Origin of the sequence: Burkholderia sp. RF7-non_BP4, assembly GCF_001521935.1 — a bacterium.
In the GTDB taxonomy this organism is placed as follows: domain Bacteria; phylum Pseudomonadota; class Gammaproteobacteria; order Burkholderiales; family Burkholderiaceae; genus Burkholderia; species Burkholderia diffusa.
In genome coordinates, this window is record NZ_LOTA01000067.1 from 1 (window position 1) to 18,249 (window position 18,249).

General features: G+C 59.6%; 14 protein-coding genes and 2 pseudogenes. 5 read left to right on the forward strand and 11 right to left on the reverse strand.

Annotation, left to right across the window (positions count from 1 at the left end; all coding sequences use genetic code 11):
• Positions 1-319: 319 nt before the first annotated feature.
• From WS49_RS21550 to WS49_RS21575, 6 genes are all read right to left on the reverse strand, one after another.
• Complete coding sequence (locus tag WS49_RS21550) at positions 320-1,042, reverse strand: CDP-alcohol phosphatidyltransferase family protein (protein ID WP_059533133.1); 723 nt, start codon at positions 1,040-1,042, stop codon at positions 320-322.
• A gap of 50 nt (positions 1,043-1,092) precedes the next feature.
• On the reverse strand, positions 1,093-1,398 hold the full coding sequence (locus tag WS49_RS21555) for a hypothetical protein (protein WP_059533135.1): 306 nt from the start codon (positions 1,396-1,398) through the stop codon (positions 1,093-1,095).
• A gap of 107 nt (positions 1,399-1,505) precedes the next feature.
• Positions 1,506-2,612 carry a phosphonoacetaldehyde reductase gene (locus WS49_RS21560; protein ID WP_059533137.1) on the reverse strand — a complete coding sequence of 369 codons (1,107 nt, stop codon included), beginning with the start codon at positions 2,610-2,612 and terminating at the stop codon, positions 1,506-1,508.
• A gap of 14 nt (positions 2,613-2,626) precedes the next feature.
• A complete protein-coding gene (aepX, locus tag WS49_RS21565; protein ID WP_082722100.1) occupies positions 2,627-4,036 on the reverse strand; it encodes a phosphoenolpyruvate mutase in 1,410 nt (469 codons plus the stop codon).
• The gene (locus WS49_RS21570; protein WP_059533139.1) at positions 4,002-5,582 is read right to left on the reverse strand and encodes a B12-binding domain-containing radical SAM protein; all 1,581 of its coding nucleotides are present in this window, start codon (positions 5,580-5,582) and stop codon (positions 4,002-4,004) included. Before WS49_RS21570 ends, aepX begins: the two co-directional genes overlap by 35 nt.
• On the reverse strand, positions 5,579-6,319 hold the full coding sequence (locus WS49_RS21575) for a phytanoyl-CoA dioxygenase family protein (RefSeq protein WP_082722099.1): 741 nt from the start codon (positions 6,317-6,319) through the stop codon (positions 5,579-5,581). Before WS49_RS21575 ends, WS49_RS21570 begins: the two co-directional genes overlap by 4 nt.
• A gap of 697 nt (positions 6,320-7,016) precedes the next feature.
• Here WS49_RS21575 and WS49_RS21580 point away from each other — a divergent pair.
• Positions 7,017-8,222 (forward strand): IS110-like element ISBma3 family transposase, encoded by a 1,206-nt coding sequence (locus WS49_RS21580; protein ID WP_059533142.1) that lies wholly within the window; start codon positions 7,017-7,019, stop codon positions 8,220-8,222.
• A gap of 524 nt (positions 8,223-8,746) precedes the next feature.
• Here the strand turns inward: WS49_RS21580 and WS49_RS36535 are convergent.
• From WS49_RS36535 to WS49_RS33960, 3 genes and pseudogenes are all read right to left on the reverse strand, one after another.
• Positions 8,747-10,264, reverse strand: a complete 1,518-nt coding sequence (locus tag WS49_RS36535; protein WP_373557201.1) for a DUF1810 family protein — start codon at positions 10,262-10,264, stop codon at positions 8,747-8,749.
• 925 nt (positions 10,265-11,189) lie between these two features.
• Positions 11,190-12,683, reverse strand: coding sequence for an NEL-type E3 ubiquitin ligase domain-containing protein (locus tag WS49_RS33955; protein ID WP_175981892.1), 1,494 nt, complete (start codon positions 12,681-12,683; stop codon positions 11,190-11,192).
• Positions 12,684-13,053: 370 nt separating this feature from the next.
• Positions 13,054-13,563 (reverse strand): annotated as a pseudogene (locus WS49_RS33960) (integrase core domain-containing protein); the annotation flags it as partial.
• A gap of 45 nt (positions 13,564-13,608) precedes the next feature.
• On the opposite strand from WS49_RS33960, the gene WS49_RS21600 reads away from it, so the two are divergent.
• The 3 genes from WS49_RS21600 to feoB all read left to right on the forward strand — a co-directional run bounded on the left by WS49_RS21600 (position 13,609) and on the right by feoB (position 16,315).
• A complete protein-coding gene (locus tag WS49_RS21600) occupies positions 13,609-13,923 on the forward strand; it encodes a hypothetical protein (RefSeq protein WP_156437257.1) in 315 nt (104 codons plus the stop codon).
• 299 nt (positions 13,924-14,222) lie between these two features.
• Positions 14,223-14,468 carry a FeoA family protein gene (locus WS49_RS21605; RefSeq protein WP_059533149.1) on the forward strand — a complete coding sequence of 82 codons (246 nt, stop codon included), beginning with the start codon at positions 14,223-14,225 and terminating at the stop codon, positions 14,466-14,468.
• The gene (feoB, locus tag WS49_RS21610) at positions 14,465-16,315 is read left to right on the forward strand and encodes a ferrous iron transporter B (RefSeq protein WP_059533151.1); all 1,851 of its coding nucleotides are present in this window, start codon (positions 14,465-14,467) and stop codon (positions 16,313-16,315) included. Before WS49_RS21605 ends, feoB begins: the two co-directional genes overlap by 4 nt.
• Before the next feature lie 459 nt (positions 16,316-16,774).
• On the opposite strand, the gene WS49_RS21620 is transcribed toward feoB, so the two are convergent.
• Positions 16,775-17,317, reverse strand: coding sequence for a hypothetical protein (locus WS49_RS21620; RefSeq protein ID WP_059533155.1), 543 nt, complete (start codon positions 17,315-17,317; stop codon positions 16,775-16,777).
• 125 nt (positions 17,318-17,442) lie between these two features.
• Positions 17,443-17,713 (reverse strand): annotated as a pseudogene (locus WS49_RS33965) (transposase); the annotation flags it as partial.
• A 410-nt stretch (positions 17,714-18,123) separates the two neighbouring features.
• On the opposite strand from WS49_RS33965, the gene WS49_RS36420 reads away from it, so the two are divergent.
• On the forward strand, positions 18,124-18,249 hold a 126-nt coding region (locus tag WS49_RS36420; protein ID WP_306453910.1), incomplete at its 3' end, for a tetratricopeptide repeat protein.

The window sequence follows — 18,249 nt, forward strand, 5'->3', positions numbered from 1 at the left end:
CTTTGCGCGCCGCGGATCGGTTGCGAGCCTCGCTCACGCTGTCGATAGCGAGGAAACGGCGGGCGCGCGACCGGCGCACATCCGGGGCGATGCGTCTGGAAGTGCCTCCCTGCTCAGCAGGTCGAGCGCCTGGTCCGTACTTCCATCGTTCAGCGCGACGATGCCGGATGCGAAGAGTCTAACGTTATCTAAGTAGGCCTGCAGGTGCTCCGCGCCGTTGCGAACGGGTAGCAGGCACAAGATGCGGGTAGTCATGTCCGTTGAACCTGCCACGTCGATGCCGCTCCCGGAAATCCCTTCTGCCGCCCGGATTGCCACGTCAGGAGGGGGGAGCCGCTGATGCTGCATCCGCCTGGGGCGTCTCGCGCGTCGATGCGATCATGCCTGCAATGAAGGTCGCGCAAACTACCGCCGACAGCGTCAGCGACAGCATCGCCGATACCACGATGCCGATTTTCGCGTGGCCCGTGATCGCCGCAAGCAGCACGAGATTCTCGTCGAGCGGCATCGTCGCGAAGAGAATGCGCGACAACTTGCGCAGCAGCGCAAATCGGCCGTCGGCTGGCACCCAGCTCGCGAGTTGCAGGTAGAGGTAATAAAACGTGCACCAGCCGGCCACGGCAAACATTCCCCATGTCGCCATCGACGGGTTGCCGGACTGCACGGAGGCACCGAGTGCCAGCCCGATCTGCAGTGCGACGAGCGTCACCCAATTCGAAAGCTGATCGAGCTGCCCGCCGAGCGCGGACGCGCGGCTGCCGGCTCGCGCAACTTCACCGTCCATGCAGTCGAACAGATACGCGACCGCGATAAGCACCGCTGCCGCCAGCATCGCGCCATGCTGACCGTACGACATCAGGGTCGCGGCGGCGAGCGCCGCGAGCGCACCGAGAAACGTCAGCAGGTTGGGGTGGACGTTCGCTTTCGCGAGACGCCACGACAGGCGCGTCGACAGCCGGCGAATCGGCTTGTAGACGGGCGCTTGCTCCCGTTCGATCTGCTGACGCAAGAATGCCTGAAACGCGCCCGAATCGGAGGTCATGATGAGCGTGCTCTCACAAGTGCGGCCCGGGTTCAACCAGGCCGCGTCTTTCACTTGATCTCGCTTGCCTTGATCAACAAATTGCTTTGCGACTGCACACGCTCCCGCAAACGACCTACATTGTTCGCGAACGAATCGGCACGCGACACGTGGGAGATCGACGTCGCCAATGACGCCGCGAGCGACGCCAGTGTGTTCGCGAGCGAGGCCTCGAGCACCTGCTTGAGCACTGCCTGATTGGGCGCGGCCCCCCTGCCGACGCGCGAGATCGCCTCCGAGAACGACCCGATCAGGGTCGACGCCTCCTTCTGGAACAAATCGAAATTCGCATGTACCACTTCGGGTTGCTTGCTCATCACTTGCTCTCCATGCCCCCGTGAAATGGTCCGCTGATCAACGCGGCGGGGGCAAATGCCGCGTTGCGGGCCGATCGTCTGGATCGGAATCGATCACCGGCCCGTATTTACAACGCATCGAGCAAATGCTGCAGATCGAGGCGTACCGGATGATTGGCGAGCCGTTCGAGATTCACCTCCGCAATGAGCTCCGCGTAGGCCGAGCGTGGGACGCCGACCTCCGCGAGCGTTGCCGGCAGCCCCCATTCACGCAATTGCGCCTCCCATCGCTGCCGTGGCGTGCGCGCATTCGGCAACGCGAGGCGTGCCAGGATCGTCTCCTGATATTCGGCTATGCCCTTGCCGCGATGAACCTCGCGTGCGTGTTCGGCGAGCACCGGTCCCATGAACAGACCGACCGCATGACCATGCGGGATACCGAACCGCGCCGTCAGCGCGTAAGACAGCGCATGCGCCGCGGTCGTGCGGGTGATCGCGATCGCGCGGCCGGACAGATGCGCAGCGTACATGACGGCGGCACGTGCGTTGGCGTCACCCTCGCGAATCGCGTCGCCGAGATATCTGCCGCAGAGCGTCAGCGCGTCGCTCGCATACGTGATGCTTTCCGTCGTCGCCGCGCGTGACCACATCGACTCGATACCGTGACAGATTGCGTCGACACCGGAGCAGGCCGTCTGGCGCGCGTCGAGGCTGCCCGTCAATCGCGCATCGACTACGGCGCGGTCCGGCATGGCGTCCGGATGGTCGACCGAATGCTTGACGCCCCCGACATAGAATGTCGCGAACGGTGTGACTTCACTTCCGGTGCCAGCCGTGGTTGGCACCGCGATGCAAGCAGGAAGCCGTCGGGTAGACCCGCCGCGCATACGCAGCGCATCGGCGGCGCACAAGTGCGGACATGCGGCGATCCGCCTGACACCTTTCGCCGTATCAATGACAGCCCCGCCGCCTATCGCAAGAATCGTGTCCGCGCCGCTCCCCGCAAAGAACGCGCCGGCCATCTCGATCGATTCCAGCGTGGGGGAAGCGTCGGCGACGATGTAGTCGACGCGATCGCACGTCATGGCCCCGAGATGCAGCAATGCCTGCGCATCGCTCAGTTCGAACGAGCGAGGGCCGCGAAGCACCGCGATCCGCCGTGCGACAAGTTCGCGAGCGAGCTGCGGAACGTGCGCGGCGGCGCCGGGAAATACGAGCGACAGGTGTACGGACATGTCGGTCCACCTCTTTACACGATTTCGCCGGTCCTTGGCACCGCATCGGCCCGCACGCCGGCATCGGCCGTATTGCCGGCCACCACGGACAAAATGTCATGCAGACTCGCGCCCGTACGCGCGCATTCGTGCGCGCGTCCATGACGCAATATGGACTCGGCGGCAGCCGTCATTGCCGGATACGCAGCGCGCAGCAGGTGATTGGCGTAAATGACGCCGTTTACGCCGGCGACCTCGAGATCGTGCTCGCTGACGATGTCATAGGTTGACGGGATCGCAAAGATCGGCGTCCGCGCGTCGACGAGCCGAAACGCACGACAGAAGTCCAGTACCTCGACGGGTTGGTGATTGCGGCTGTGGATCAATACCGCGTCGGCGCCCGCCTGAGCATACGCAAGCGCGCGTTGAAGTGCATCATCAAGCCCCGCGCCCAGGATGAAGCTTTCGATCCGTGCCACGATCATGAACGCGTCGTCAACCTGCGCATCCTTGCCGGCGGCAATCTTCTCGCAAAATTCCCCGATGGCGATCTGGCTCTGGGCGGATACGCCGGACGACAAGGAATTGCGCTTGAGGCCAACCTTGTCTTCGATCACGACGGCCGACACGCCGACACGCTCAAGCGCACGCACCGTGAACACGAAATGCTCGGGCAGACCGCCGCTGTCCGCATCGTAAACGAGTGGCTTCATCGTCACGTCAAACATCTCGTTGATCGTTTGCAGCCGCATCGACAGATCCACGACCTCGATGTCCGGCTTGCCGCGCACTGTCGAGTCCGTCAGGCTGCTCGACCAGATCGCGTCGAATTCGCGAACGCCTCCACCGTCCCGAACCTGCGCGCGCTCGACAATCAGTGCAGTGAGCGGGCTATGCGCCTCGAGCACGCGAATCAGCGGGCGTACGCGCAGTGCGTGGCGCAAACGCGCCTGCCGCTCGCTCGGTGCGATACCGTTTCGGCGGATGCGCTGCTGGGCATAGGTCGACGATACGCCGTGCGTATAGGGTATTTCGATCAGTGTGCCATTCCATTCGCGCAACACCTCGACAACTTGTGCACGCGTATCGCGCTGTGCGCCTTCGCGCCAGTCATCGCCATGCACAACGAATTCGGGCCGAAGCTTGCGTAGATTGTGGCGGAAGTCGAGTGTCGTCTGCGGCACGACATCCTTGACCCAGACACTGTTCGCGACGACCGCACGCCGCTGCTCGAACGAGAAGAGCGGCATCCGCTTGTAGCTCGCGATCGCCTCGTCGGTCATCAATCCAACGATCACGTCGCCGTAGGTCGACGCATGATGCAGCACGTTCACGTGACCATCATGGAACACGTCCGCGCACATCGCGACGTAGACGACCGGCCGCGTCCGCGTACCTTCGCCATCACATTCAGTATTGCTGCTCGCTCCAGAATCGGCGTCCATGCTTGACACTCCCTCTGTTGAACGACATGTTGAATTCGTGTGCGAGTGCGGCGATCTCAGTGCCGGCCCAGAGGCCGGGAACTTCGATCAACCCCTGCTTGTACGACATTTTATAAAGCGGTGTGTCCGGGGCGACGAATCCTTGGCGCAAGCATTCCGTCAACAGTTCCGAACCGACGATCGGCGTTGCCGTGAAAAACGATGCGCTGGTGAAGCCCGCGTCGCATGCGAAGCGATAGGTTTCGCGCATTTCGTCGATCGTTTCGCCATCGCAGCCAAACATCGGCGGCATGCCGATGATGAAGAAGCCATGTACGTCGAGCCCGATATCCCGCGCGTATCTCACGAGATGACGCGTGCGCGCGAGATCGAGCGGCTTGCGGATCAGCTCAGTCAGCACGCGCTGCACGCCGCTTTCGATCGCGAACGTGATTTGGTAACACCCCGCGTCGCGCATCAGATCGAGCAAGCCTTCGTCCATGCGCCAAAGCGCGGTTCCTTGCGGTGTGCACCACGGAAGCTTGACGTCGGCCAGCGCACGAAACAACGTGCGCGCATGCTCTTTGTCGTTCGTGATGTTGTCGTCCTGTATGTGATACTCGTCGATTCCGTAGTGCTCAACGAGCGAACGGATTTCATTTACTACGTTGTCCGGGCTGCGACGGCGCAGCTTGCCGCCCCAGAAGTTGGTCGTCGTGCAGAACGAGCATTTCGCGGTACATCCTCGACTCGTGTAGAGCTGAGCCACACGCGATCCGACCGTATAGGGCGATTGATAGGCGCCGATTTCGAAGTAACGCTCCATGTTGTAGAGGTGCCAGGCCGGATAGGGAATGACGTCGAGGTCGGCGATCGGGTCGGTCGAACACGTTCGCGCAACCTTGATGAGCGGCATCGACTTGTTCGAGAAGATCCGGTTGACGCTGCGCTGCCGCACGACGATGCCTTGCAGGCTCTCGAGTGGTCGGGCGCCGTTCGCCCAGTCGAGGAATTCCACGATCGTGTTTTCCGATTCGCCGAGGAAAACCGCGTCGGCGTCAAGCGACTCGAGATACTGCTCCGGAAAATATCGTGCGTGGGCGCCCCCCGTGATCAGAAGCGCGTCGGGAACCGTATCGCGCGCGATCCGGAAGATTTCCTCGATGATGTCGGACTGGTTCGAGAAAATGCTGGACACGCCGATCACCTCAGGCTCCCACCGGCGCAGCGCGTCGCGGATCGACTGGGCACCGAGACCGTAGCGAACGAACTCGCCTGCGTTGTCGACGGGTTCGACCTGGTCGTAGCCCTCAACCAGACAGTCGAGCAGCCGTACGTCATAGCCATTGCGCTCGAGCATCGCGCCGAGATAGCCCAGTCCCAATGGATAGGTGCAGCGAGGCAGGTCGCCGCGGTACAGGATCGCCCCGGGGGACACCAGCATCACACGCTGAAAACGTCGGGAATCCTTCGCCGACAGCGCGGTTTCGAGGCCCCGGTAGACGACGTCCGAGCGCTGCGCGGGGTCAAGAAACTCGACCCTGATATTGCCGACGAAGCGTGTCATCGCATGGCTCCTTCGGGACCGAAATCGAACAGTCGGAACGCGTAGCCGTCACCGTGCGATGTCATGCCCGCGATCTTCTCCGCGTAATAGCGGTCGCGAAAATCACCCTCGTCGGCGCAATTGAACGTGAGAAAAAGATGTGGAACAACACGTCCCGTTCTGTTTGCATATGTCCGATGCGGTGCATAACCGTCAAATAGCAGTCCGTCACCTGCTTCGACATCGAGTGGTTGCGGGCACAGCGACGCGAAGAGTGCGTCGTCGAGTTGACCGTTCAGATTCGGATAAAGAAATCCAGGCGATGCCCCGGTCGCGAATTCAAAGCCGCCGCTGTCAGGTTGGGACGCCTCGATCAGCACGGCAACGGTCGCGTAATGCGACGCATAGCGGTTCCAGCCCGCGGCGGCATCCTGATGCGCCCTGAAGCCTGGCGAGGCCGGGTAGCGAAAATTGATCTTGTCCTTGAACAGCAGGCAGGGACGCTCGAACAGCGCTCGCGCGAGCGCATTGCAGCGCGCATGCAGGTCGATCCCGGTCCGCTCAGCGAAGTCTTCGGCAAAGCGTTCGATACGCACGAGACGCCGGCCTTGCGCACTATCCTCCCGATACGCGATCAGCGGCAGGCGATGTGTGGGTGCATCGAGCAGAGACTGGCAATAAGCGCGCGCGGCGCCGAGCTCTCGATCGTCCGCGAGAATGTGTTTCACCAACGTCCACGGCTGACCAGGCGTATTCATTTTTCTTCGCCGACATCAGTAGACCCCGCTTCGTTGACTATGCGTTTGCGAACGACCCAAACGCCCCCGTCCTTTCAAGGTACATCCTGTCGCTTCACTCGACATGCACATCGGAGGCGCATCCCAAGCAATGCGAAATCTTCTCCGTATCACCGATCGAAATCCTCGGTTCACACGACTCAGATGGTCAATCGACAATCTGGTTCTTTATCGACCCAACGATAACGAACGTGCCGCGCTCGATTCATATTAGGTAGACAAAAAGTATTGTCAACCCGTGATTCGGGAGATTTTAAGGGGCTGTTTTACTAAAAGCGAATGGCCCCAAAGCACCTACGACTCGCCGCACCAGCTTGATGGTGCGGATGGCGGTTTCATCGTGAAAGCAGCCGTTGCACTAGCGCCAATGCGAAAGGCGGTTCAGGGTCGCAAAATTGGATAGCCCCGTCTCCTTGCGGAAACGCGCCCCCGTTACTATCTTTACGCCCCGATAATTGGGGCTTTGGCCAGCCAGGCCCGGCATGATTCCCGCCCCCAGTCGCAGTCATGATCCGGGGGGTGTTGTCACCGGGCCTGGTGGGTGGCTGGTGATCGCTGATAGGGGTTTGGCCGGGATATCCCGACGCCGTCCGTAACGTGGATGCCGAGACTTGCCACCGTTGTTGCAGGCCAATCCGTTCACTCTGCTCATACTTCGATGCAAGACACTCAACAACATGGTGCCGTCGATGTCTTCGTCGGCGTCGATGTCGGTAAAGGCCAGCATCACGCCGTTGCGCTCGATCGGAACGGCAAGCGTCTGTACAACAAGGCGCTACCTAACGACGAGGTCAAGCTGCGAGCCCTCATCGCCGAACTCAAGACTCACGGTCGATTGCTGTTCGTCGTCGATCAGCCTTCCACCATCGGCGCGCTGCCAGTGGCCGTTGCCCGCGCCGAAGGCGTACTCGTCGCCTATCTGCCCGGACTGGCCATGCGCCGCATCGCTGATCTGCACGCCGGCGAAGCCAAGACCGATGCCCGAGACGCCGCGATCATCGCCGAAGCCGCTCGCTCGATGCCGCATACGCTGCGCTCGCTTCGACTGGCCGACGAGCAACTCGCCGAGCTCACCATGCTCTGCGGCTTCGATGACGACCTCGCCGCTCAGGTCACGCAAACCAGCAACCGCATTCGCGGCCTGCTTACTCAGATCCATCCGGCGCTTGAGCGTGTTCTCGGACCGCGCCTTGACCATCCCGCGGTACTCGATCTGCTTGAGCGCTATCCGTCGCCCGTCGCGCTTGCCAGCGCCAGCGAGAAGTCGCTCGCCAATCGCCTGACCAAGCTCGCTCCTCGCATGGGCAAAGGCTTGGCGGCCGAGATCGTTCAGGCACTAAGCGAACAAGCCGTGACCGTGCCCGGCACGCAAGCCGCCACCATCGTCATGCCCCGTTTGGCCCGGCAGCTTGCGGCCTTGCGTCAGCAACGCGACGAGGTCGCTGCCGAAGTTGAACGACTGGTGCTTGCTCACCCTCTTTGGCCGGTCCTGACCAGCATGCCGGGAGTCGGCGTCAGGACCGCCGCCAGACTCCTAACCGAGGTTGCCCATAAGGTGTTCGCTTCGGCTGCACACCTAGCAGCCTACGCTGGCCTTGCCCCGGTCACCCGACGCTCCGGCTCATCGATACGTGGCGAACATCCATCCAGACGTGGCAACAAGGTACTCAAGCGTGCCTTGTTCCTCTCCGCCTTCGCGGCCTTGCGGGACCCAGTCTCGCGGGCCTATTACTCGCGCAAGATCCAGCAAGGCAAGCGTCATAACCAAGCGCTCATCGCGCTCGCACGGCGACGCTGCGACGTCCTGTTCGCCATGCTGCGTGACGGCACCATTTACCAACCCAAGTCAGCCCCTAACGCTTGACGAAACATATAGGGGCACCCCCCGAAGAACCATACGTGCGAGCGTTCCCCTGCATACGGCTCGAGCACAGCATGAAGCGTCGCGCTGACGCCGGCCTCGCCAACTGCACGAGCACTTCGCCAGCATCCAGTTGTTGATTCGCCTCATCACTGAGACGAAGGGCGCTGAACCGTAGTCATACCAGTCTCTCACAAGATTCCCCTCGGTGAATCTCAAACGTGGACTTGCGACAACTGCACCACGCGGTGGTCTGCACCTTTTCAGGCCAGGGCAAAATTTGAACCCGCATTTGGGCGATCACAGCCCGGCATTCGATTTTCCCGCATTCTCTTGTCTGCTCCTCCAACAGCTCGCCTTGCGGCTCACCTGCCACGGGTCCGGTTTCAGACCGATGGCGGAGAATCGTGCTTACCACGTTCCCGTTCCTGCCGACCCTCAAACGGGTTGAACTTCACCTCGCAGCGAGCGCCCTCTTTTGGACGCAAGTTCGAGCCAAGGTAAAGTCGCCGATACCCCCTTCTCACTCAACCTCCTAGTAACCGAGCGTTGAGCAAATCCACTGTCTTTTCGTCTCGCTTTCCGCCAAAATACTTCTCTAGCGCGGTAGCGAATACGCTTCCACTGTCGGCAGCCGCCATCGAGAACAATGTCATCGATGAATGAAATTTCATTGCATCCACGACGCCAAAAATTTCTTGAATCGACCGTCCTTTTATTTGATTTACGGCCTCAGTCATTTCCGTTATACGCTTACCCAGCTCGGGATGCGACAAGTAGCTGATAGCCTCCGACAACGAACCAATCGCGAACCGCTTAGCGTTGTCACTCATCCCGAGCCCCTTGAGCTGGGGAAACATGTACCACATCCAGTGCGATTCCTTACATCCGTTGCGCAGTTCCTTTATGGCCGCATTAAAAGTCGAGGCCTGAACGTTCACAAAGCGTGAAAGGTCGTAGCGGTCGCTCACCGTACCCGAGATCTTCCGCTCGCGCCCCACTTGCGATCCGCACACGTTATCTGAAAAGTGGCTTAGCAGGTCGCCAGTCAATTCAACCGCTTGATTGGGTACAGCCGCATTGTAATGACTTGTTCCATTATAGAAGATTGTAATTGGCTCACCGCCATCACTCGCACTGGGGTGCACAGTAAACACCGTTTCGCGACACTTATCCAAAATTCTAATTGGGCGACGCAATACATTCGCCAACAAATATGGAACAATATCGCCCTTTTCCCATTCTCCTTCACGCACCAATTTTAAAGCGAGCGACTCGACATCGTTGCCAACCACAAAAGGCGCATAACTCCCCTCGTTTGATCGCAGTTCTCTGACCGCTTCGGATCGAAGCGTACTCGCACCTCGACCTAAATCTCCCGATTTGTTAAGCGCCTCGAAAAAGCAATTGCCATCGGAGTCAACGACCTCTTCGTCAAGAGTGCTTCGGTAAGACTTGTACGCCAGCTTGCTGGCCCCGGCATGCATCTCTTTCACCAGCGCTAGCGAGCCCTCCTCGAGCTGAGCCATTTGACTAATTTCCGCGATCAGACGATATGCCGAGGCTACCTGTTCGTATGATGCGGCTGCATTCAAGGGCCTCTTTGCCAGTTCGTATGACTGCGCTGCCTGCATGGCGATGACGGCCGCCTCCTCGCAAAACGCAATTCGCTGATCTGGGTCGTGTGCTTCATCGCAGCCCGCTCGTCGGTAGGCCTCGCTCACCTTTGCATAAATCGACGCAACTCCCCCCAAATCCGCCTCGTCATGCCGAGCCCGATTCAGCAGCGCGTGGATGCAGGCCGCCTCATCCACACCGATATTGTCAGCATTAGTGCACGTGAGTCGATGAAGTAGCGTATTGTCACCGCCGACGGTCACGCACAACAACCGCCCTGCTTCAAACTCCGTCAAATCATACTGCCCGCCCCCAAAGTGGTCCGCAGTCAGTTGCATGCGACGCCCACCCGAAAAGAACAACATGATCCGCCCCCCATCAGACACTTCAAACTTTTGAAATGTCATGATATCCGGCGGATTATCCAACAAGCGGTCCTGCTGAACGAGCGGGTCGTTTTTGCCCCGATGCGAACACGATGCGACCCGCCCATCACTCGAAACGACGCTTGAGATACAAGCCATAGGGGATCACCGTTTAATAGGCAATCGCGTGAAGTTGTCGGCGACGCCAGCCCGCGATTGGCCGGATGCCGAGGCTACGTGCCGCCCAATTCTGGGGATTTTGACCAAAGACACACGGCATTTTTCGCGTTTCCGACACGGATGACGAATTACTTCCATGCATCAACCGAAGCCAACTTCGCGCGATCAACAGTTTCACTAAGAGGAACAGACCGAACAGGTGCGCCGTGTTCCTGCACCAGGCCCCTGTCTGTATCATGTCTTGCGATGGCAAATAGATTCTTGACGAAGTGAACCAGAGTCGCTTGCCGCATCAAGCGACGTCAATAGACTTCCACAATCCTCACAGCTATTCCAAAGGAATTAGAACACTCCCCTTCCGTCTCGAATTTCACAAACCGCTCAAGAGGCAGCACCCGACGACCGCCAGCTCAAGCTCCGGCCAATGTATATCAAGAATTGCGATTACATCACGGATGACAAGGCTGCCATCACGCTACCTTGAGCATTGACTCAATATCCTGGCCATGACTGTACGTGTAAGGCGACTGGCCATCCGCAATCAATCGGTTTGCTATGCTATTCGGAGGTTGATTAATCAGAAGCGCGCAGCTAACGAGCAGCTCAGCCGCCGCTTCAATAATGAAATTCTACTAATTTCACGCTTATATCCTCTCGAAAGCGAGTGCGATCTTCACAAATTATGGATAATATTGCCAAAAAATGAGTGCTCAACTCAATTCTTTGCTCGAAATTCGAGAATATCCACTGACAATTGTACGTGCGCCCGCCACTGCAATCATGACGAGATGCCGAGAATTGGGTCAAGTCATAAACAACTCGCAGTCAATGCGCGCACGACGTTATCTTCGAGGCTTTTGTGCAGCTCGGCCAACTCATCACATTTTTTCTTATATTCGCCGTCGCTCATATCAGCAGGCGGAACCGACAATTTGTCCATATTCGCCACCACTGGCGCCAACCAACGCGTGAACGCATCGACGTGTGTTCGTTTCAGATGCTCCTTCCACGGTTCATACTTACACAAAAACTCTCGTAACTCTTCACTTGCCTCTAGACGCCGTACCGTCGCGATCGCCTGGATCAAGTCTTTTTGACTCACTCGTGCAGCAAACCGATGAAGCATGTGGATCGACTTGCCGGGAAGGTCGAGAGGCTCCTTCAGTTGTGTGCGGTAGGCCAGGTGGACTTCCACCGGATCGGATCCTGGTGTGCACTTTTCCCTGGCGATGCGTTCTACGACGGCCTGCCGGAACTTCTGCTTGCCGAGTCGAAGCAGTGCCTGTTGGGAAAAATCCCCCCGGGATGCCTTGTGATTGACAATCGCGTCCTCGACATACTCGAAGCCCAATGCCACGCGATCAGCACACGCACCGAGCGCGTCTTCCGCGATAGCAAAACAGGTCGACCTCAGCTCAGCCGAACGACCAAGCTCATCCAGCACGTCACAGATCCGTTGCGCCAGCAACGTGCGCGCGCCGCCATTCAGTGCTTCCGCAGTCTTGTCAAGACGGTCGAGCAGCGTCGCAAAATTGCACGCGTTGCGTTCGTCGTCGAAATGAGACCATTGAGTCGCTACGTGGTCGCACCCAGATGTCCAGCGGCTGACCGCCAGCATTAGCGCATTGTGGGGTGCACTGGGCCTTGCGTCGACCCGTGACGCATTCGAATCGCGACGATTCGCGCGACCATCAGGACCACACGTGTCACTCACATCCGGAACAGCGGATTGCGCGATCCGCTCACCGCGGCCCAGCGACGATGAGAGGTTCTGCTCCCCCAACAACCCTGGAACGCCGACAAGAACCGATGCGCCCGACTGATCACTCTGGCGAATCGAACCGACGATGCTCTCCCCACGTGACATCCCGGATGGATGATGAAGACCTTCGATGGCATCTCCTCCAACCGCTCCGTCGATCCAATTGACGTTCCCATTGATGTCGCCCCTGACGATTCCGCCGAGTTGAGTGACGCTTCCATTGACGTCCCCCCCGACAGTCCCGTCGAGTCGATCGACGCTCCCATTGATGTCTCCCCTGACAGTTCCGTCGAGTCGATTGACGCTTCCATTGACGTCCCCCCCGACAGTTCCGTCGAGTCGATTGACGCTCCCATTGATGTCTCCCCTGACAGTTCCGTCGAGTCGATTGACGCTCCCGTTGACGTCACCTTCAACGGTCCCGGCCAGTTGGTCTACGTCTCCGTTCACATCGCCTCTGACGATTCCAATCAAATTGCCGATCGAACCCAGCACGTCTCCGGTCACCGTCCCGGCAAGCTCGTCAATAGGACCTATCACGTCTCCTCGTACAGTCTCCACCGCCCTCACAACACGCCGGCCCTGAGCGGGGGTAGCGCTTAAAGTCGCATGCCGGGTTGATTGCCTACCTGACGTGAACGAGAAGCTCACGTTAACACAGCCATTGATCGCTCTTGAAAAGTGGCCTCGCCATCCAGAAAAGTCGTTGTTGCTCGCGAAGCCCGACTCATCTACATCGGATCGCGAAGGAGGGTAAGCACCCCAATTTGTGCCCGAATGGTGGGAACGAGCAGAAGCGGATGATAGAAAGTTGGTGCGAGAAATCGGCATGTTGTGGCTCCGCAAAAGCTGGACAATCAGGAAAGATCTACATAACACCTGTGATCCGCCCGGGCTTCCTAGACCAGATCTAGGGCGAGTTTTCCGGTGTTTCGGGTCCAGCCGGACCCACCGAAAGCACCAGCTGGCGGGCGAATTCAGTTGGTGCCAATTCTTTGAGCGCAGAGTGAGGACGGCTCTCGTTGTAATCCCGACGCCAAACCTCGATGATCGCTTTGGCTTCGCCCAGCGTCTCGAACCAATGTAGGTTCAAACGCTCGTCGCGGAATGATCCGTTAAATGTCTCGATGTGGCAATTGTCCGTCGGCTTGTCCGGGCGGCTGTAGTCGATTTTTGCGCGACAGTGATATGCCCACATGTCGAGCAGGCGCCCGGAGAATTTCCTGCCGTTGTCCACGAACAGGTGTCGCGGAGCTCCGCGTCTGACGGCGATATGATTCAATGCTGACACCGCGTGTTCGCCTCTCAAATGCTGTCCAACTTCGATGGCCAATGTTTCTTTCGTGAAGACATCCACGATCGTCAAGGTGCGGAACTTCGAACCATCAGCAAGCTGGTCGGCCACTAATGGTATGGTCCACCCGCTTCTTTTATCGTAGTGGCGCTACCACCCTTGGAGGTCGCCATGAACTCGGTCACGTTAGGAATCGATCTCGGCAAGCAATTTACGCGCCGAATACCGTGCGAGCAGCCTCGAAAGTCATGGCACTCATCCCTCGACACGCTCGACGGTACCGCAATGACCGATCTGACCGAGGCCCTGGCGAACTTCAACTTCTACGCGGCCATCTGGAAGGCGGCCGTCATCGGCGAGCGCAATGATCACCGCTTCCTGTACGAACCTGCGGGGGATGTCCTACTCGTAAGAGGCACGGGTGAACGCAAAGCAACACAAGCAACCTTCATCGCCGCTCCAACCACCGGACGAGGTGCAATGTGAAACCTACTCTCTATCTTTCGGTTTACGCAGCCGCGCTGGCAGCATCGCGGTGTCGTAGTGGTTGACGAAGTCCTGCGTTGTCGGGCCGTCTGCGCGTTCTTCTGCATGGCGGCCGCGTTGTGCTGCCGGTCGGCCGGTTCTATATGGAGCGTTTCAGGCAAGCGTAGGCATTCATGCGATCCGGCGCGCGCCTGCGGCGAAATGCCTCGAGCATTGGTCAAAAACGTGTAGCTGTCATCTCGCTGCCCCTTTATATAATGAGAATCACTCTCATTGTTTGTGGTGGACTTTAGCCAGCGATGCGCCTCTCGAACCTGACGAAATACACGCCAGCCCTCGTCGACCATGTCGACGACGTACAGCCGGACGACCCAATTGCGCAGCGTCTGCGCGATCTCGGCTTCGTGCCCGGCGAGCCGGTGCGCGTGGTAGCGCGCGGGCCATGGGGTGCCGACCCGATCCTGATCCAAATCGGTTCGACCCGCTTCGCGCTGCGCCGCGCGGAAGCAGAGCGCGTCAGCATCCGAGAGGCCGGCCGCTCATGAGTTCCGCTGCATTGCGCGTCGCGCTGGTCGGCAGTCCAAACTGCGGCAAGACTGCATTGTTCAACCAGTTGACGGGTGGCCGCCAAAAGGTCGCAAACTATGCGGGCGTCACCGTCGAGCGCAAGCTCGGGAAATATGTCTCGCCGTCCGGCCGGCAGATCCAAGTGCTCGACCTCCCGGGTGCCTACAGTTTCGATTCGACGAGCCCCGATGAGCGCATCACGCGCGACGTGCTGCTGGGCTACCATCCGGGCGAAATACCACCCGATCTCGTGGTCTGCGTGGTCGACGCAACCAATCTGCGCCTGCACCTGCGCTTCGTGCTCGAAGTGCAGCGCCTCGGCCGTCCGGTCGTGCTGGCGCTGAACATGATGGACGCCGCGGAGCGGCGCGGCATCCGCATCGATGTCGCTGCGCTGGAGCGCGAACTCGGCGTGACGATTGTCCAGACCGTGGCAGTCCGGCGCGAGGGCGTGAGCCCGCTCGTCGACGTGCTCGATCGTGAGCATCCGGGCAAGCGCGAGACAACGCCTGCGCCGGACCTCGGAAGCGGCCCGGACGCGATTCACGCGCGAGTGCGCTCGCTGCTTGCCACCGCGGTCGAGATGCCGCGCGCTACCGACGCGCGCGACGACCTCATCGACCGCTGGGCACTGCATCCGGTGCTCGGGCTCGTCATACTCGCTGCCGCGATGTTCCTGGTGTTCCAGGCGGTTTATTCGATTGGCAAGCCGATGACCGACGCAATCGGTGACGGCTTCGCGTGGCTCGGCACGCTGGCCGGGGCGTGGCTGCCAAGCGGGCCGCTGCTCGGTCTCATTACCGACGGTCTGATCGGTGGACTCGGCACGGTGGTCGGCTTTCTGCCCGAAATTTTGGTGCTGTTCCTGTTCATTCTGGTTCTGGAGGAGTCGGGCTACTTGCCGCGCGCCGCGTTCCTGCTCGACCGCACGATGGTGTCAGTCGGGCTTACCGGACGCTCGTTTATTCCGCTGCTGTCGAGCTTCGCGTGCGCGATTCCCGGCGTGCTCGGCACGCGCAGCATCACAGACTCGCGCGATCGGCTTGCAACGATTCTCGTTGCACCGCTGATGACGTGCTCCGCGCGCCTACCGGTCTATGCGTTGCTGATCGGCGCATTCATTCCGTCGCATCGCGTGCTCGGCCTGTTCAACCTGCAGGGCATCGTGCTGTTCGCGCTGTATGCTGTTGGAATCGGCGGCGCGATGCTGGTGGGCTGGATCATGAAGAAGCTGCGCGGTCACGCGGGCGAGCATGCACTCCTGATGGAACTGCCGTCGTATCGCCTGCCGCGGCCGCGCGACGTTTTGATCGGCCTATGGGAGCGCGGCTCGATCTTCATGAAGCGGCTGACCGGCGTGATCCTCGCACTGACCGTGCTGATGTGGTTCATCTCGACATTTCCGTCGCCACCGGCGGGTGCCATCGGCCCAGCGATTGACTACACGTTCGCCGGCTATCTGGGCCGCGGTCTGCAGCACGTGTTCGCGCTACTTGGCTTCAACTGGCAGATCAGCCTGTCGCTGATTCCCGCATTCGCCGCGCGCGAAACCGCTGTCGTGGCACTGGCGACCGTTTATGCGGTGAGCGGCGGCGACGCCGACATCGCGAGCGTCGGTCATGCGCTCGCCGCCAATTTCTCGCTCGCCAGTGCGTTGTCGCTGCTCGTGTGGTTCGCTTTTGCCCCGCAATGTATGTCGACGCTGGCCGTGATTCGCCGCGAGACCGGTTCGTGGCGCATCGTCGCGCTCGCGTTCGGCTACATGTTCGCGATGGCGTACACCGCGTCGTTCGCGACCTATCAGATTGCGAGGGCGTTGTCATGAGTTCAGGATTCGGTTGGCAGTACATGGTGGTCGCTATCCTTGTGATTGGCAGCGCATGCTTCGTGTTGTGCAGGTTCGCGCGCCGGCTGACGCGAAACTCTACGGTCGATGGCGGGTGCGGTGATGGATGCTGCGGATGCGCCGCCGACAACGAAGCGGCGTCGGTCGCCCGGGGCGAGCAGCCGCTGCGGTTTCATTTGCGCAGGCCGCAGGCACTGAGCGGCGCGCGCTCCCAGGCCGACGCGCTGCAATCAATGCGTCCCACGAAGTAATCTATGGCTACCGACGCAGGGCGTCCGGACCGTCCAATGGGACTTCGTGCTGCGCGGCGAAGTAGTCCAGGCGCGTCGACTGATACGCCGCCACGCTGAGTCCGCCCCTCCGCATCAAGCACTTCTTTGATGAAGCGTTGGCAGTTTATGTAAAAAATATAAACTGCCAACGCTTCATTCATCCTAGTCAGCCGCGGAACTCCGGCATGATTCGCTTCATGAATTCGTCTAACAGCGGGACGGTAAACGCTGTATCTCCGTAGGTCGGACTCCAGATCATGCCTTTGCTGATCGGTCCGCTGCGAATCGCTCCAAGAGACTCGACTTTACGGCCAAGTCGGGGCGCTATATCCCCCGACCGACGCGGGCCTGGACCAAGATCCGCCATCGCCCGTAGATACTGCTTCTCCGTCGGCGTGAGACGATCGAAACGGACCCGGAAGAAGCTCTCGTCCAACGCTGCGACGGCCAGCTCCGAGGCATTTGGTGACATCGGCCATGTGTAATCTGGGCTTGCGTCTGCGACATCCCATGCACTCTTGCGCCATTCCTGCAAAAAATAGGGGTAGCCTGAAGTCTCTTGAACGATGCGCGCGACCGCTTCGGGCTCGACATCGATGCCCTCCTCCTCGGCTGGAACCGTGATGGCGCGCTCGGCTTCGCCGATTGGGAGAGGTCCGATCTCGACAAAGTCGAACAAGCGTTCGGCGTAAGACTTCGCTTCCCCCATGCGACCTCGCAACTAAGGCAGACCCGCGCCGATCACGGTGACGTGCGGGCGCTGTTGCACGCAACGGTGGAGCGCCGAAATTAGGGCTGCGAGCCGCATATACGATCCAAGATTATTCAGGTTCGACGTTTTAGCCGATCGCGCTCCATTTTGACCTCGGCCAGTTCGCGCTTGGCCCGCGCCAGCTCGACCTCCACTTCTGTCAGTGGCTTCTGGTGCCGACCGACATCTTTCAGCTTGCCGGCCTTCGCCGCGCGTACCCAGTTTGCCAGCGTCTTGGTTGAAATCGACAACCGCCGGGAAGCTTCCGATACCCCCAACACCCTCAGTCAACGCCAGCTTGACCGCTTCGTCGCGAAGCTCCTTCGTATAGACCGCCCTTGGAATTCGATTCATCCAAGCCAACGTTTCTCGATTTTACGAAACGTTGACTTCCATTTTTCAGGTCGGCCCCAGTATTCGAGGTATTGAAGTGGTTGCGGGAGGTGGAGCGCGCGAACCTGCCGGACGTGGTGCCGGACGATAGCGCAGACGAGCGTGTGCGTCCGGATGTCGCAGAGGGTTGACAAATCAAACAATTGTATTTCGCATGATTTTTGAAAGTTGTTCCGTGGGGCGGAGCGTACAGTGAATCGTGTTGCATCGCCGCATCGATTGGCTAACCATTGACCGGTATGAGGATGTGGTCTGGCCCAAAAAACGCGTGACTCCGATGTATTTGAATTGGAAGAGATGACGCCGTCAATGCTTGAGGCAATTCAGGCTGGCGTGACCATCAAGGATATGCAGGGTACTCCCAGGACTTGATGGATGGCATCTATGCCTATGCGTATCGATTCTATCAGCGGGGGCGTCTGGACGAGGCGGAGGTGTTCTTCCGGTTTCTGTATATCTACGATTTTTACAACGTGGACTATGCGATGGGACTGGCC